Below are 14,862 nucleotides of genomic sequence, written 5' to 3'. Positions count from 1 at the left end.
AATCAACGCTGCGTCTTGACCAAAGCGATTGTTGGACATGTCTGTTCCCCTTTCACGTCCGCGGAAGTTGCTATTTTTTTGGTTCTTCCTCCCTGGCCGACACCGGGAGCCCATCAGGGCTTCCGGAACCGGTGTGCCTTGTCGAACGTCCTGATGGACGGCTGTGTGGCGGTGCGACCGAGCCGCGTATGACGAGTTCGACGCCGACCCGTTCGATCACCGTTTCGATTTTCCCGCCGCTGATGAAATCGATCAGCATGTTGACGCCACGCGTGCCGAACTCAGCCGCCGACTGACGTACCGTAGTCAGCGCCGGCGCGAGCAGGTCCGCATTGTGGATATCGTCGAAGGAGACGAGCGAAATGTCGTCTGGAATGCGGATGCCGGCCTGCCGTGCGGCCCGCATGGCGCCGGTGGCCAGCATGTCGCCGAAGGTGAAGATCGCGGTCGGCGGCTCGTCCTGCTGCAGAAGGTCGAGAAACGCGATCGAGGCGGGCGCCTCCTCGTATTCACAGAACCTCAGCAGTGCGGGATCTGCATGAAGACCGACCTCGCCAAGCGCCCGCGTAAAGCCGTCGAGGCGTTCGGTGGTGCTGAGAAGCCCCCTCGGCCCGCCGATGGCGGCGATGCGGGTATGGCCGCGCGCTATCAGATGACGTGTCGCCAGGAGGCCGCCATTGACGTTGTCGGCGAACAGTCGTGGCGCCTTCGCACCCGGCACGTCCTCGTCGAGGAGCACGACGTTTCCGGTCTCGTTGATCCGCCGCAGGAGCCGCCCGTCATCGTGGTGGTTGGTGAGAAGCAGGATGCCGTCGACCTGCCGGTCCTCGATGCGCGACAGGAAGGAGACTTCCTTCTCCACCAAGTTGCGGCTGTTGAACATCAGGAGATTGTAGCCGTGCCTCGCGGCCTCGGCCTCCGACGCGCTGGCGATCTCGGCGAACAGCGGATAGGCAATGTCGGCGGTGATGAGACCGAGCGTCTCGCTCTTGCCGCTGTTGAGCCTGCGGGCAATGGCGTTGGGCCGATAGCCGAGGCGTTCCGCCGCCTGCCCGATGCGGCTGGCCGTCGGCTCCGGCAGGCTGATCTGCCCATTGAGATGACGCGAAACGGACGTGACGGACACCCCGGCTGCCCGCGCGACGTCGCGAATGGTGACTTTCAACCTTCCCGACAAGCGGCCCCACTCCCGCGAGACATGCGCGGATATCCATTTCAGTAAACCGGTTTCATAACCGGCCAAAAAAAGTCTCGGAACGCCTCCGCGTCGAAACGCGAGCGGGCGACGGCGGCGTTCACGAAAGGTCTCCGGTCCGGAAGAATTCCTGATGCTCTCGCTTCAGGGCAACCTGATCCAGGTCCGTATTGCGGATGTGCGCCGCGATGAGCCGTGCGCCCTCGCCCATATCGCCGGCCCGGACCGCGTCGAAAATCGCGCGGTGCTCGGCGATGATCGAGCGGATATGATCCGGCTTCATACCGATCAGGAACTGGACGCGCATCATGTCGGCCGAAACGTGCTGGCATGCCGTCCACGCCCGCGGATGCGCGAAAGCGCCGAGCAGGCCTGCATGGAAGGCCATGTCGGCGCGGTGCAAGGCGCCCATGTCATCGCCGTGGACAAGACGCTCCTGCGCCCGAAGCGACAGTTCGATCTCGTCCAGCATGGCCGGATCGGGCCTGATGCCGGCGTTGGCGATGACAGCGCTTTCAAGCGTGGAGCGGATGAACACCGCCTCGCGGACGCGCGCCATGTCGATCAGCGAGACGCGGGTGCCGGTCTGGGGTGAAATCTCGATCAGGCCCTCGTCGAAGAGCCGCGTGAATGCCTCGCGCACTGGGGTGCGGCTGATGCCGAGCGACTGGGCGACATCCGTTTCCGAGATATTGGCACCGGGCGGAACGCGGGCGGTGATGATCGCCTCGCGCAGCTCGACATAGGCCTTCGCCGAGATCGTGTTTCGACGCTCGTTCTGATCCGGCAGGAGTGTGGCGCTCAATTTCAGCATGGCTGTATGCTGGCATTCAGGCTCATTTCGAGTCAAGCACATTTTCTGTGCAGCTGCGAGATCGGCTCAATTTCCGATCATTCTCCCAGGTCTAACCAATCCCGGAAGCGGGCGCCCACTTTCCAGCGCCGCAACGACGGCGGTGATGGACGCCGCGGCACCCCGTGGCGTCGGCAGGCCGGCGCGATGAGGCGTCAGCCGGACGCGTTCGTGCCCCCAGAACCAGTGTTCGGCCGGGAGTGGCTCGACGGGAAAGACGTCCAGCCACGCCGCGCCGACCCAATCTCGATCGAGGCCGGCGCGCAACGCCTCCTCGTCGAGGTGATCGCCCCGGCCGAGATTGACGACATAGGCGCCGGGCGCCAGGCGGGAAAACAAGCGGTCCGACAATATGCCCTTCGTCTCCGGCCTGGAGGGCAGCAGATTGACCACCACGTCGGCGCCGTCGACACAGGCGCCGAGCCCGTCGGCGCCATGCAGACAGGCGACGCCTTCGATGCTGCGGGCGCTTCGCGACCAGGCGGATACCGGGAAGCCGGCAGCCGAAAGCCCTTGCGCGACATGCATGCCGAGCGGACCCAGCCCAAGGACAGCCGTCCGCAGCGACCCACGTGTCCGGTTCTGACGATCGGGCTGGCGCCACAGGCGGGCATGCTGGTCCGCTCTGATGACGATGTCGTCATGCAGGCGCGTGAAGACCGCATGCATCGCATAGTCCAGCAGTTGCTCGGCCTGGCCTTGATCCTGCAGGCGCGCGATCGGGAGATCGGCCGGGATACGGGGATCACCGAGAAGCTGATCCGTTCCCGCGCCGAAGCAGAAGACGGCGCGCAGCGAGCGCGGCAGCGCGATCATCTCCTTGGGCAGATGCCAGGCAACCAAAAGATCGTATTCCGCGCCATCCGCCAGATCAGGCCATCGGACGAAGTCCGCCGATGGAAGCGCTGCACGCAATGCGCGCTCGAATGAATCACTGTAGGCAAGCGGATCGGCGACGACGATCCGCATGGATCAATGCCCGTCGACGGGCATTCCGGCAAGCCGGCGCAGCGCCAGCCATTCCAGCTCCGCGGCGCCGTCCGGATCCGCTTCATACTGCCTGGCGGTGCGCTCGCACACTTCCTTGCTGGGCAGATGGATGGGGCGCCCGCTGCCCAATACGGAAAGTTGGATCCGGCACGCCTGCTCGAGGTTGTACATCAGGGCAAAAGCCTCTCCAACAGATCGTCCGACGGTCAACAGCCCATGGTTTCTCAGGATCATGGCGCGATTGGCACCGAGATCGGCGACCAGGCGCTCCTGCTCGCCGGGATCGAGCGCGATGCCCTCGAATTCATGATAACCGACCTGCCCGTAGAAGAGCAGCGACGTCTGGTTGAGCGGCAGAAGCCCCTCCTCGAGGCAACTGACCGCAACGCCGGCCGCGGTATGCGTATGCATGACGCAGATCGCATCAGGGCGCGCGGCGTGGACCGCCGTGTGGATGACGATACCCGCGGTGTTGATCGGCACCTGCTGGCCACGCATCTGCTGACCATGGTGGTCGATCACCGCCAGCGATTCCGGCGTGACTTCTCGAAAAAGATCACCGTAACGATTGATCAGCAGGAGTTCCGGCGCTTCGGGCAGACGCGCGGAAATGTGCGTGTGGATGATATCGTCCATTCCGAACCGGGCGATCAGCCGATAAGCCGCCGCCAGATCCTCACGCATGGCCATTTCAGCAGTTGACATCGTTCCGGTCTGGCCTTCCTGTTTGACAGCCTCCGGATACTTGAATTCCTGTATGCAGTCAAATGACCGCACGAAACCCGGTTGAAAGCGGCCACCCGAACTTGCCGCACCGAACGCCAACGGAAAATCAGTAAAAAACAGAAGCTGGGAGTCGAGCCTAATCCAAATGGTGGACGCCGCGATGGCTCATTTGTGGTTGGGTGCATCGGCTTGAGGTTGGACTGAGTCAAGGGCACGTGACGCGCATCAGGGGAATTGCAGATTTCTCCGCCGCCAGTAGTGCGTCGGCACATTAGTCAGGTCTTAAACTCACCGAACTGAGCGGCGCCTATACGCGCGGAAACATTACATCTAGCTAATACTTGGAGAGAAGCTTCAAGACGACGTGCTTGTCAGCCCCGCCAACAGCCGTCTTGCCGGAAGAATGTCGAAGCAGCTCACGAAAGCGGGGCGACCGTTGCCGGCCTTGGCCAGCATCTGGCCCAGGCTGGTGCCTGGCTCTGAACCCCGACGACGTGCGGCCAACGGAATATCTGTTCGCATGTCGGGTACAGCAGACCTTTTCCTCAGTGCGATGCGTGGGGCCTTGCTGGGGTTCGCGGTCGCGGCTCCCATCGGTCCCACCGGCCTCCTATGCGTGCAGCGCACGATCGCGGGCGGCATCGCGCCGGGTCTGGCCACCGGCTACGGGGCGGCGACCACCCACTCGGTCTACGCCTCCATCGCCGCCGCCGGGCTTGGGGCGGTGGCGCATTTGCTGATCGGCTGGCACATGCTGCTGCAGCTCTGCGCCGGCCTGTTCCTGCTCTACATGGCGGTGACGGCGGCGCGGCTGACGCCGTCGCTGGACAGCGCCCTGCAGCGGCGCATGCCATCGGGCCGGGCCTATGTGACGGGGCTGATCTGGACGCTGGGCAATCCGATGACGCTGCTCGGCTTCTTCACCCTCACACCGGGGATACTGGGGGCCGGCATGCCGTCCTGGCAAACCCTGGCGCTTGTCTCGGCCGGCGTGCTGCTCGGCTCGGCGGCCTGGTGGACAACACTGACGCTGGCCACCAACCATCTGCGCAAGCGGCTGAGCGCGCGCGGGCTGCGCACCGTCAATCTTGTCTTCAGTTCGGGCCTGTTCGTCTTCGCGCTGTCACTGCTGGCCAGCGCCCTGCGCATCGGGTTGCTGTCGTAGTGGCGGCTGAATGCGCATGCCGCTTCAAGGTTTTGCTGTCTTCTTCGGTTGGACGGCCATCGAGGGTGCATCCGGTGGCAGGCCGGCATCGTCCGGTTTCTGCTGCTCGGCGACGGGCGTGTCGGGCGCCTGCGGCGCTCCCGAGGTGAGGTTGACCGACACGCCGTAGATTTTCCACTGCCGGTTCGTCGGCTCGAACAGAAGCTCGAAATTGACCTGCATTGGCACCGACGGGAAAAACCCGGCCATGTGCAGCATGCCGTTCGGCTCGATCTGGGGCAGCAAGGTCAGTTGCGGATCGAGCACCGCTACAGCGCCGAAGTCGAGCGCTTGCTTGCGCTGGTTGGCGAAGATGTCGCCGAGCCCGGCTGCGCTGTTGGCCTGGAAATTGGGCGAGCCGAGATCGCGCAGCACGGTGTAGTTGCCGGTCTTGTTGGCCTGGTCGAGCGCCAGCAGCGTGCCGCGGATCAGGATCAGCACGCCGTTGCGGTCGATGTTGGCCGGGCGAGCGGCATGGACCTTGTCGCCCTTCTCGGTCTTTTTGGTTTGGGCGTCCGCAACGTCCAAGGGTGCCGTCATCAAGCCGGCCGACAGCAAGCCTGTCACCATGGCCTGCGTCATCCGCGCTGTTGAGAAAAATCGCCGGCGCTTCATGTCACCTCTGGAACTGACGCGGAACCCGAGCCTTGGGCGGGGAAGACAGGCGGTCGCGTCCGCAGGTCCTGGACGCGACCGCCGCCGGCTCTTTCAAGCCTGCCCCCTCGCACTCGATAAGCCCTGAAGATCGGAGACGCCTCTGTTGCGCCAGCAAGGCATGCCGCGCCGAAACCGAAGACCCCGCATCACGCCGACCGCCTCAGTTCAGCGTCCACGATGCGCCGACGCTGACGCCGACATCGCCTTGCCTGGTGGTGGCCGACAAGGCGGCGTTGAGGCGGAAATCCTCGCTGGTGTTGTAACCAAGACCGAGCGCCAGCCCCGATTGTCCCTTGAAATAGCCAAAGCCGCCGGCCAGCGACAGTTTTTCAGGCCTGTCGTCGTAACGCAGCCCCGCCGTCGCCAGCGCCAGCGCGGTGCCGGCACGGGCTTCGGTGCGGGTTTCGCTGATCTGGTCGCCGAGATTCTGGATACCAGCCTCGAGCGCGCCGACACGTCCGTCGAGTTGGGTGATGTTGCTGGAGTTGGTGGTCACCCTGGTGTCAAGGTCCGCGATCTCGGTGGTGTGCACCGCAATGGCGTTGGTGTTGTTGGTGATGCGCGTCTCATGGTCTGCAAGTTCGGTGGCGTGGCTGCTCACCGTGCTGTTCAAAGTGCCGATATCGCTGCTGTTCTGGGCGACCTGTGCCGGCAGGTTGGCAAGCGTCGCGACATCGAATGTCGACGCGGCCAGATTGCCGCTACTGTCCGTCGTCAACAGATAGGTGGGACCGGCTTGCGCGGCCTTGCCCGCCTGCGAAGCGACGCCGGTCAGCGTATAGGTGCTGTTGCCCGTGCCAATCATGACCTGGTTGTCGCGCGTTGTCGTCGCGCCAACGCCGATGGCGATGGAGGCCTCGTAGTTGGCCGTTGCATCGGCGCCGAGGGCAACGGCGTTCACGGCATTTGCCTTGGCCGCGTTGCCAAGAGCCGTGGCGTTGCCGCCGTTCGCCTGCGCCGAGCTGCCAAGGGCCGTCGCGTCCCCGGCATTCGCCTGGGCCGAAGTACCAAGCGCCGTGGCGTTGGCCTGGCCAATCGCGCTGGCGCCGGCCTGGGCTCCGGTGCCGATGGCCGTTGTATTCGCATTGTTGTAGTCGGTGGTCAGGCCGCCCGCGTTCACGTCGAAAACGAGTCCACCGGCGCTCGCGTTGAGGCCGAGCGCTACGCTGTTGTCCCCGAAAGCACCCGCGCCATTGCCGATCGCAGTCGAGAGAGCACCATCGCTATTGGCGGATCTTCCGCATGCCGTGCCGCCGCCTGACGTCTGCGCGAAAGCTGCTCCACCATCCGCACCATTGAAATCCTGGCAGATGACGCCTGCCGCCCGCGCCGGCGCGACGGCGACACAGCCGGCGGCCGCGACCGCCACGAATACCGCTGTCCCGACAGCCGGCACTTGGGAGGATGCCAGCCCACCGAAAACCGCCGTCGCGGCCGACACGAGTCCATTGCCTTTTCGCCCTTGGCGCCTTGTCGCGACTGTTTCGCTTTTTGCCTGGGCAGCGGCGTCTTCCGATACGTTCACGCATCCAATCGTTTCCGCAATCACGTTTCAAAGCCCTCGCTTCATTGCCAATTGATCGACCCCTGCCGGCGGCTGCCGGTCCCACGCGAATTGGCCGAGCCGGGCGGGAGGTGCTCCGGCCATGGCTGGGCTGACAATCAAGCAGTTGCGCACTCGGCGGTTGTGCCGCCGTCCCCGAACAGCACTCGCCTTGCAAACACCGATGCCCCCGAATTCCGCGCAGGACCGCAGCACCCGACGGGCGCAAACGAACACAAAGAAAATGCCGCGTCTTCCACCATTCGGTGGATAGCGACTGCCAGAGTTCGATGGTACCGCCCAATGCTGATCTCCATCTTCGGGAGATGATGGGGCTTGCCCAATCCGGGTCATGTGTTCATTTTGTTGCGATGCAACAAAGATTTTGTTGCCGTGCGGCAAGGGAATGGTGCGATGCGCTCTGCTTTCTCGATGGCCCAGTTGTCCGAACTGATCGGGCTGATCTACGACGCCGCGATCGATCCCGCGCGCTGGCCCGTCGCGATCGAGGAGATGCGCATCGCCCTTGGCTTCGGGACAGCCGCCATCCGGCTGCAAGCGTTGCCGTCGGGCGAGGTGCTGCTCAACGTAACCAGCAACATCCCGCACCCCTATGTCGACCAGATGGTCAGCTACGGCGCTGAAATCGTCGAGCTATGGGGTGGCATGGCGGTGGTAGGCTCGCTGCCGATGGATCGGCCGGCGGTGTTGAGCCAGCTCAATCCCAACCTCGACACCACGACGAACCGTTATTTTGTGGAGGTCGGCAAACCGCAAGGCATGATCGACTCCCTGGCACTGCCGCTCGCGCGGGATGGGCGTGGTCTCGGCTCGCTGTCCTTCAGCCGCCATGCCGATGCCCCTCCCATCAACGATCAGCAGATAGAGGCCGCCCGATTGCTGATCCCGCATCTCCAGCGCGCCGCGACGATCAATCGGCTGCTGGACATGGCGGCGATAGCCCGGTCGACCTTCCAGACGGTGCTCGACACGCTGACGGCGCCGATCTTTCTCACCACCGCCGATCTGCATGTCGTGCATGCCAATCCAGCTGCCCAGAACATCGTCGCCACGGGCGAGCTGCTGAACATCCGCAACGGGGTTCTCAGCACCAGCGTCGCCGCCGTGTCCAGCGCGTTGGCCGTCGCGGTGTCTCAGGCAGCGCAGGACGAGAGCGCCATCGGTCGCAAAGGGTTGGGGGTTCCGATACGCTGGCGCGACGGCTCAGCTGGAGCCTTGCACGTCCTGCCGCTGCGACCGGGGCGCGGGGCGTTCGATGCCAGCGTGGTCGCGGCGGTGTTTGTCGCACGGGCGGACACTCCGTTCGTCGCGCCGACCGCGCTGGTCGCGGCATTGTTCGGCCTGACGCCGGCCGAGGCGCGTGTCTTCGAGCAGATCGCAGCCGGCCGCACGGTCGAGGAGACGTCCGATGCTCTCGACATCGGCCGCAGCACGGTCAGGACGCATCTGCTGCGGCTGTTCGAGAAAACCGGCGTGCGGCGACAGGCCGAACTGGTCCAGCTCGCGGCGTCCCTGGCGTCGCCCGTGGCTGGCGCGGGTTAGCTCCATGGGCACGCCAACGCGCCTCCCGGGCGATTCCCATCGCTGACAAGACCGGTGGCCAGTTGCGCGGGCCTGTTTCAGCCCGGCAGGCCGACCCACAAGCCGACTTTGTCGATCACGCTGGAGAGCGATGCCTTCTTGGACAATAAGTTCTGCCTGCGGCAAGCAATGGCGCCAGGCCTTCGGCGAGATTCGATCCGGGCCATTGTGTGACGAGCGGGCATTCAATAGTCTTTCCGCTCGGTCGAGGAACGCACGCATGACGCCGAGAATGAACCGCTGGAAGCGCTTCGCCGACTGGGACGAGCGGCCGTTGCGGCTGGACAAGTTCGCGGCGGAAGACCCTGCCAACGGCTTCTCCGCTTTCTCCAGCCCAGCCGATCCCAAACCTGGCATCGGCATCAAGGGCGGGCGCGTCGTGTCCCTTGATGGAGTGCTCGAGCACGACTACGACATGATCGACCGCTTCATAGCCCGCCATCACATCGACCAGGAGGTGGCGTCCGAAGCGATGGCGCTGGACTCGGCCACCGTCGCACGCTGGCTGGTCGACATGAACGTGCCGCGCGAAACACTGGTGCGGCTCGCGCATGGCATGACACCCGCCAAACTCGCCGAGGTCGTGTCGCAGCTTAATGCGTTGGAGATCGCCTTCGCCTACTCGAAGATGCGGGCACGCAAGACGCCGGGTAACCAGGCGCATGTCACCAACGCCAAGGACGACCCGCTGCAGCTCGCCGCGGATGCCGCGACCGCCGTCGCCTTCGGCTTCGACGAGATCGAGACGACGATGCGCGTGTCGCGCAACGCCTGGTCCAACGCGGTGGCGTGTGCAGTGGGCGGCGCCGTCGGTCGCTGGGGAACGCTGTTCCAATGCTCCAGCGAGGAGGCGGAGGAACTGCGCATCGCCATGGCCGGCTTCACGTCCTATGCCGAAACCGTTTCCGTCTACGGCACCGAAAAATCGTTCACCGATGGCGACGACACACCATGGTCCAAGGCATTTCTCGCCGCCGCCTACGCATCGCGCGGCGTCAAGATGCGCTGTACGTCGGGTGCCGGCTCCGAATTGCTGATGGGCTTCCATGAGGCAAAATCGCTGCTTTACCTGGAGGCACGCTGTCTCTGCCTGCAGCGCGGCATGGGGGTGCAGGGTACGCAAAATGGCGGCATCGACGGGGCGCCTTTGACCGCCACCATACCTGGCGGCGTCCGGGAGCTGATGGCTGAGAACCTCATCGCTGTCTGGCTCGATCTCGAATGCGCATCAGGCAATGACGCGCGCTCCACCGAATCGGAGATTCGCGTCGGTGCCAAGATCCTTCCCTACCTGATTGCCGGCTCGGACCTGATCTGCTCGGGAATGGGATCGATCCTGAAATACGATAACTCATTCAACCCGTCGCTGATCAACGGCGAGGAGTTGGAAGACTATCTGGTGCTGCAGCGCGACTTCGAGGCCGATGGCGGGTTGACGCCACTGCCCGAGTCACGCGCGATCGAGTTGCGCGAGCGGGCGGTGGAGGCAATCGCCGCCGTGTTCGAGGAACTCGGCCTGTCGACGCCGACCGAGGATATGAAGACCAGTGTGGTCTACGCCTCCGGCTCGGATGATACGCGCAGCCTGATGCCGCGCGACGTGAGCTTCATAAGCGAGGCCATCAAGGAGCGCGGCATCAGCGTGATCGATGTGGTCAAGGCGTTGGCCAAGCGCGGGTTCCGCGAAGAGGCCGAGAACCTGCTGAACGTGGTGAAGCTGCGCCTGTCCGGCGACTATCTCCAGACCTCGGCCATGATCCGCAACGGGCGGATCGTCAGCGCGGTCAACGACCCGAACGACTATCTCGGTCCCGGCTCCGGATATCGCGTGTCCGAGGAACGGCGCTTGCAGCTCAACGACATCCGCGACGTGCTGGATCAGAAAGAAGTGCTGCGCTCGGAAGCCCTGCACGAGAAGGACGAGGCAAGGCACATCCGCTATCGCAACCTTGGGCCGGCAGCCGACGGGTCGGCGACCGACGATGTGGTCATCGGCATCAGCCCGGCCTTCGGCCTGAAGCTCTACCGGACGACGGCCGGACATCGGCTTTCCGAAGTGCTTGGCGCCATGCTGGATGCGATCCGCGCGCGCGGGCTCAAGGCGCGCGTCGTTCGCTTCCGCCATACGGCCGATACCTCCTTCCTCGGCCTGTCCGCCGCCCGGCTTGCCGGCAGCGGCATTGGCATCGGCATCCAGGCCAAGGGCACCGCCGTCATCCATCAGCGTGACCGCCAGCCGCACAACAACCTGGAACTGTTTTCCAATGCACCGATCACCAGGCTCGAGCATTATCGTGCGCTCGGTGCCAACGCGGCGGCCTATGCGTTGGGCGAAATGCCGGAGCCCATCGTGGTGCCGCAGCGCGGCGAGGCCATGGGGTCGCGCTACCATGCGCGCGTCGCCCTCATCTACGCCATAGAAACCGGGCTGACCGAGGCCGGCGCGGCTCCCGAAGAGGTCGAAATCATCCTGACGGGAGCGAAATCGTGAGCCATACGCGTGCCGACTATCCGCTCGCCGAAACTCAGCCTGGCGCCGTGACCGGCAAGCACGGCAAGGCGCTTCCGGAGATAACGCTGGATGCGGTGCTAGCCGGCGAGGTGACGATGGAAGACCTTCGCATCACACCGCAAGCGCTGCAGGCCCAGGCCGATGTGGCGCGCGATGTTGGACGGCCGACACTGGCGCTCAACTTCGAGCGGGGGGCGGAGCTTGTCGAGGTGCCGCAGGATTTCATCATGCAGGTCTACGAATTGCTGCGCCCAGGCCGCGCCAAGTCCAAGGAAGAATTGATCGAGGCAGCCGCCACGATGCGCGAGACCTACCAGGCCGAACGCATCGCCCGTTTCATCGAGGAAGCCGCCGAGACCTATGCGGCGCGCGGCCTTTTCACGTTCCGCTTCTGAAAGGACCGCATGAGCTGGAAAACCGGATTCCGTTCGCTCTATTATCTCGGCGCGCCCGAGCCGGGTGATCCGGTGCTGGTGCCGGCGCAAACGGCCATCCTGGTCATCGACGTTCAGAACACCTACCTGGAACGGCCGGATCGCGCCTCGCTTTCACCGCAGGAACAGCACCGCTACGATCTGTGGACGCCGTTCCACGAGCGCATGCATGGCACGGTCATACCGAACACGGCAAGATTGCTGGAGTTGGCTCGGCAAAATGGCATCGAATGCCTTTTTGCCCGCATCGCCTGCCACACAAGGGACGGGCGCGACCGCTCGCTATCCCAGAAAATGCCGGGCTGGAACAATCTGCTGCTGCCCAAGAACGACGCGTCGTCGCAGCTCGTTGCCGAGCTTCAGCCAGCCGGCGACGAAATCGTCGTGACCAAGACCACCGATTCCGCGCTGACTGGGACGAATCTGCGCCTTATCCTTCACAATCTCGGCATCAGGAACGTCATCTGCTGCGGCATCTTCACGGACCAGTGCGTGTCCTCGACGGTGCGCAGCCTGGCGGACGAGAGCTACGCCGTCATCGTGCTTGAGGATTGCTGCGCGGCGGCGACCGAGGAACTCCACCGCAAGGAGCTCGAAATCATCAACATGATCTACTGCCACGTGATGTCGAGCGCCGAGCTATGCAAAATCATGGCCTTGGCAAAGTGACGCGGCGTCCGTAGTGTCATGGCTGCACTCGCAGGCCGGGACACATCGGCCGCCACGTGCGGGGAACAATACAGCTGTCACGAATGGAGAGGGCTTCATGGCCATAGAAACTGCACGCGGGACGATCGACGTCTCGAAGAGTAACAGCATCAATCTTTTGCACTCGAAGGCCGTGGGGCTCGCGGGAGTGCTCTTCCTGGCCGTCACCGGCGCGGCGCCAATGTCGGCAATGCTGGGCAATGTTCCGTTCGCGGCCGGCTACGGCATCGGCAAATACACGCCCGCCGCCTTCCTGATGGCGACGATCGTGCTGACCATCTTCTCGGTCGGCTATGCGGCGATGGCATCGCGCGTGTCGTCCGTCGGCGGCTTCTACTCCTTCATCAGCCAGGGGCTCGGCCGTGAGGTCGGCATGTCGGCCGGCATAGGCTCCCTCGCCTGCTACTCACTGTTCGAAGCATCCCTCACCGGGTTGTTCGCATTTTTCGGTAATCTGTGGATTTCCCAGCACTTCGGCATCAACGTGCCTTGGATCGTGCTCGCGCTCGCCATGATCGTGGTCATTGCCGCACTTGCCTATCGCGACGTGAAGGTGTCGGCACGGCTGCTCGGGATCGCCCTCATTCTGGAAGTGATCATGCTGGTGATCTTCTCGCTGGGTGTGCTATTCGCCCATGGTGGGACGAATTTTTCCGGCGATTCGCTCAATGTGTTCAAGGTGTTCACGCCTGTCGCCGAGCAGACAGTCGGAACCGTGGCCATACCCGCCGGCGCGGCGGCCGTCGGCATCTTCATGGCGTTCTGGTCGTGGGTCGGTTTCGAGATGGCGCCGAACTATGCCGAGGAATCCCGTGATCCCAAGCGCATCATTCCGCAGTCACTGCTGATTTCGGTGATTGGCCTTGGCCTGTTCTACACCTTCGTCAGCTGGTGCGCGGTGGCGGCCTATCCTACCGAGGCCGACATGGTGGCCAAGGCCTTCTCCGACGGGGTGAACTTCTTCCTGACACCCGTGCAGACTTTTGTCGGCGGCTGGGGCTACCAGCTGATGTCGCTTCTCATCCTGACCAGTTCCTTCGCCTGCGGCATGGCCTTCCACAACACCGCTTCCCGCTATTTGTACTCGCTGGCACGCGAAGGCGTCCTGCCCCAGGTGATCGCGGAGACGCATGACCACCACAAGAGCCCCCACAAGGCCTCGGCGCTGCAGTCGGTGCTGGCGGCGGTATGGGTGCTGCTCTACGGTCTGGCCTACGGCTTCGACGATCCGTCGGGACAGGCCTGGCTTGGCGTCTATACGCTGTTTGCGGTGCTTGGCACGGGACTGCTGCTGGTGCTGCAGGCCGTTGTCTCGCTGGCGATCTATATGTGGTTCAAGAAGAACGGCGGCGGCAGCATGCTGACGACGGTCATCGCGCCGTTGATCTCGCTCGTTGTCCAGCTGGTCCTCGTCTACACGCTGGTGGCCAATCTCGCGACCCTGGGCGGCACCAATGGTTTCGCCAGGAGCATCCCCTATGTCGGGCTCGCGATCCTTATTGTCGGTTTGATCTGGGGCTTCGTGCTGAAGTCCGCCAACCCCCAAGCGTACCAGAACATCGGTCACATGGTGAACGAAGGCTAGGGCGTCCATCGCCCTGGAATCCTTTTCGGCAACGGGGACAGAATATCACTCTGTCCCCGTCTCATTTTGGAGCTTCAAATCATGACCCAGTCCTTGAAGGGTCGGTCCGTCGTTGTTACCGGCGGATCGAAAGGCATAGGCAAGGGCATAGCGCGGGTGTTCGCGCTCTCGGGCGCCAAGGTCGCCATCTTGGCGCGCCATCTCGACCAGGCCGAAGCCGCTGCCGCCGAGATCGGCCACGGCGCCTTTGGCGTGGTGGGCGACGTCACCTCACTCGCCAGCATCGAGAGCGCGTTTGCGACAGTGGCCGCGAGAAACGGTGGCATCGACGTGTTGTGCGCCAATGCCGGAATCTTTCCGCAGGCGCGGCTCGAGGACATGACTTCGGAACAATGGGATGAGGTTGTCGACACCAACCTCAAGGGCACCTTCCACGCAGTCAAGGCGGCGGTGCCGTATTTGAAGACATCCGACCAGGGCCGCATCGTGCTGACGTCATCGATCACCGGCCCGGTCACCGGCTTTCCCGGCTGGTCGCACTACGGCGCCACCAAGGCGGGGCAGCTCGGCTTCATGCGCACGGCCTGCATCGAGCTGGCGAAATACGGCATCACCGTCAACGCCGTCATGCCGGGCAACATCATCTCCGAGGGCCTTGCCGGCCTGGGCGAGGACTACCAGAAGACCATGGCCGCCTCGATCCCGCTCAAGCGGCTCGGGACAGTGGAGGACATTGGCCACGCCGCGCTCTACTTTGCGTCGAAGGAAGCAGGCTACGTGACCGGACAGACGATCATCGTCGATGGCGGCCAGATCCTGCCGGAGAGCCTGGAAGCATTGGCTTGATGATGGC

Annotated in this window: 13 protein-coding genes; 7 read left to right on the top strand and 6 right to left on the bottom strand. The window is 63.9% G+C overall.

Going from position 1 to position 14,862, the window contains the following annotated elements:
- Positions 1 to 70 precede the first annotated feature (70 nt).
- The 4 genes from A3AU_RS01000000134840 to A3AU_RS0102775 form a co-directional block, all read right to left on the bottom strand.
- Positions 71 to 1,177: a LacI family DNA-binding transcriptional regulator gene (locus tag A3AU_RS01000000134840; RefSeq protein WP_081709428.1), complete on the bottom strand. Its 1,107-nt coding sequence runs from the start codon at positions 1,175 to 1,177 to the stop codon at positions 71 to 73.
- A 118-nt stretch (positions 1,178 to 1,295) separates the two neighbouring features.
- Positions 1,296 to 2,009: a GntR family transcriptional regulator gene (locus A3AU_RS1000000137200; RefSeq protein WP_051355264.1), complete on the bottom strand. Its 714-nt coding sequence runs from the start codon at positions 2,007 to 2,009 to the stop codon at positions 1,296 to 1,298.
- 66 nt (positions 2,010 to 2,075) lie between these two features.
- Positions 2,076 to 3,017, bottom strand: coding sequence for a 2-hydroxyacid dehydrogenase (locus tag A3AU_RS0102780; protein ID WP_027051445.1), 942 nt, complete (start codon positions 3,015 to 3,017; stop codon positions 2,076 to 2,078).
- A gap of 3 nt (positions 3,018 to 3,020) precedes the next feature.
- Complete coding sequence (locus A3AU_RS0102775; protein ID WP_272481081.1) at positions 3,021 to 3,863, bottom strand: class II aldolase/adducin family protein; 843 nt, start codon at positions 3,861 to 3,863, stop codon at positions 3,021 to 3,023.
- Positions 3,864 to 4,284: 421 nt separating this feature from the next.
- Here A3AU_RS0102775 and A3AU_RS0102770 point away from each other — a divergent pair, with 421 nt between their 5' ends.
- Complete coding sequence (locus A3AU_RS0102770; protein ID WP_032916742.1) at positions 4,285 to 4,929, top strand: LysE family translocator; 645 nt, start codon at positions 4,285 to 4,287, stop codon at positions 4,927 to 4,929.
- A 24-nt stretch (positions 4,930 to 4,953) separates the two neighbouring features.
- Here the strand turns inward: A3AU_RS0102770 and A3AU_RS0102765 are convergent, their stop codons facing one another.
- Complete coding sequence (locus A3AU_RS0102765) at positions 4,954 to 5,538, bottom strand: hypothetical protein (protein WP_245235402.1); 585 nt, start codon at positions 5,536 to 5,538, stop codon at positions 4,954 to 4,956.
- Between the two features lie 247 nt (positions 5,539 to 5,785).
- Positions 5,786 to 7,066 (bottom strand): YadA-like family protein, encoded by a 1,281-nt coding sequence (locus A3AU_RS0102760; RefSeq protein ID WP_245235401.1) that lies wholly within the window; start codon positions 7,064 to 7,066, stop codon positions 5,786 to 5,788.
- A 438-nt stretch (positions 7,067 to 7,504) separates the two neighbouring features.
- On the opposite strand from A3AU_RS0102760, the gene A3AU_RS0102755 reads away from it, so the two are divergent.
- The 6 genes from A3AU_RS0102755 to fabG all read left to right on the top strand — a co-directional run bounded on the left by A3AU_RS0102755 (position 7,505) and on the right by fabG (position 14,855).
- Positions 7,505 to 8,731 carry a helix-turn-helix transcriptional regulator gene (locus tag A3AU_RS0102755; RefSeq protein ID WP_154674511.1) on the top strand — a complete coding sequence of 409 codons (1,227 nt, stop codon included), beginning with the start codon at positions 7,505 to 7,507 and terminating at the stop codon, positions 8,729 to 8,731.
- A 259-nt stretch (positions 8,732 to 8,990) separates the two neighbouring features.
- Positions 8,991 to 11,261, top strand: a complete 2,271-nt coding sequence (locus A3AU_RS0102750) for a propanediol/glycerol family dehydratase large subunit (protein WP_027051439.1) — start codon at positions 8,991 to 8,993, stop codon at positions 11,259 to 11,261.
- Positions 11,258 to 11,677, top strand: a complete 420-nt coding sequence (locus A3AU_RS0102745) for a diol dehydratase small subunit (protein WP_027051438.1) — start codon at positions 11,258 to 11,260, stop codon at positions 11,675 to 11,677. The genes A3AU_RS0102750 and A3AU_RS0102745 overlap by 4 nt, the downstream gene beginning before the upstream one ends.
- Before the next feature lie 9 nt (positions 11,678 to 11,686).
- The gene (locus A3AU_RS0102740) at positions 11,687 to 12,385 is read left to right on the top strand and encodes a cysteine hydrolase family protein (protein ID WP_027051437.1); all 699 of its coding nucleotides are present in this window, start codon (positions 11,687 to 11,689) and stop codon (positions 12,383 to 12,385) included.
- A gap of 97 nt (positions 12,386 to 12,482) precedes the next feature.
- On the top strand, positions 12,483 to 14,009 hold the full coding sequence (locus A3AU_RS0102735; RefSeq protein ID WP_051355262.1) for an APC family permease: 1,527 nt from the start codon (positions 12,483 to 12,485) through the stop codon (positions 14,007 to 14,009).
- Between the two features lie 81 nt (positions 14,010 to 14,090).
- The gene (gene fabG, locus A3AU_RS0102730; RefSeq protein ID WP_027051435.1) at positions 14,091 to 14,855 is read left to right on the top strand and encodes a 3-oxoacyl-ACP reductase FabG; all 765 of its coding nucleotides are present in this window, start codon (positions 14,091 to 14,093) and stop codon (positions 14,853 to 14,855) included.
- Positions 14,856 to 14,862 lie beyond the last annotated feature (7 nt).

Source organism: Mesorhizobium erdmanii USDA 3471 (assembly GCF_000472705.1).
GTDB lineage: Bacteria > Pseudomonadota > Alphaproteobacteria > Rhizobiales > Rhizobiaceae > Mesorhizobium > Mesorhizobium erdmanii.
Note: the sequence above shows the minus strand (reverse complement) of the source record. Positions and strands in the feature narration are given on the sequence as shown.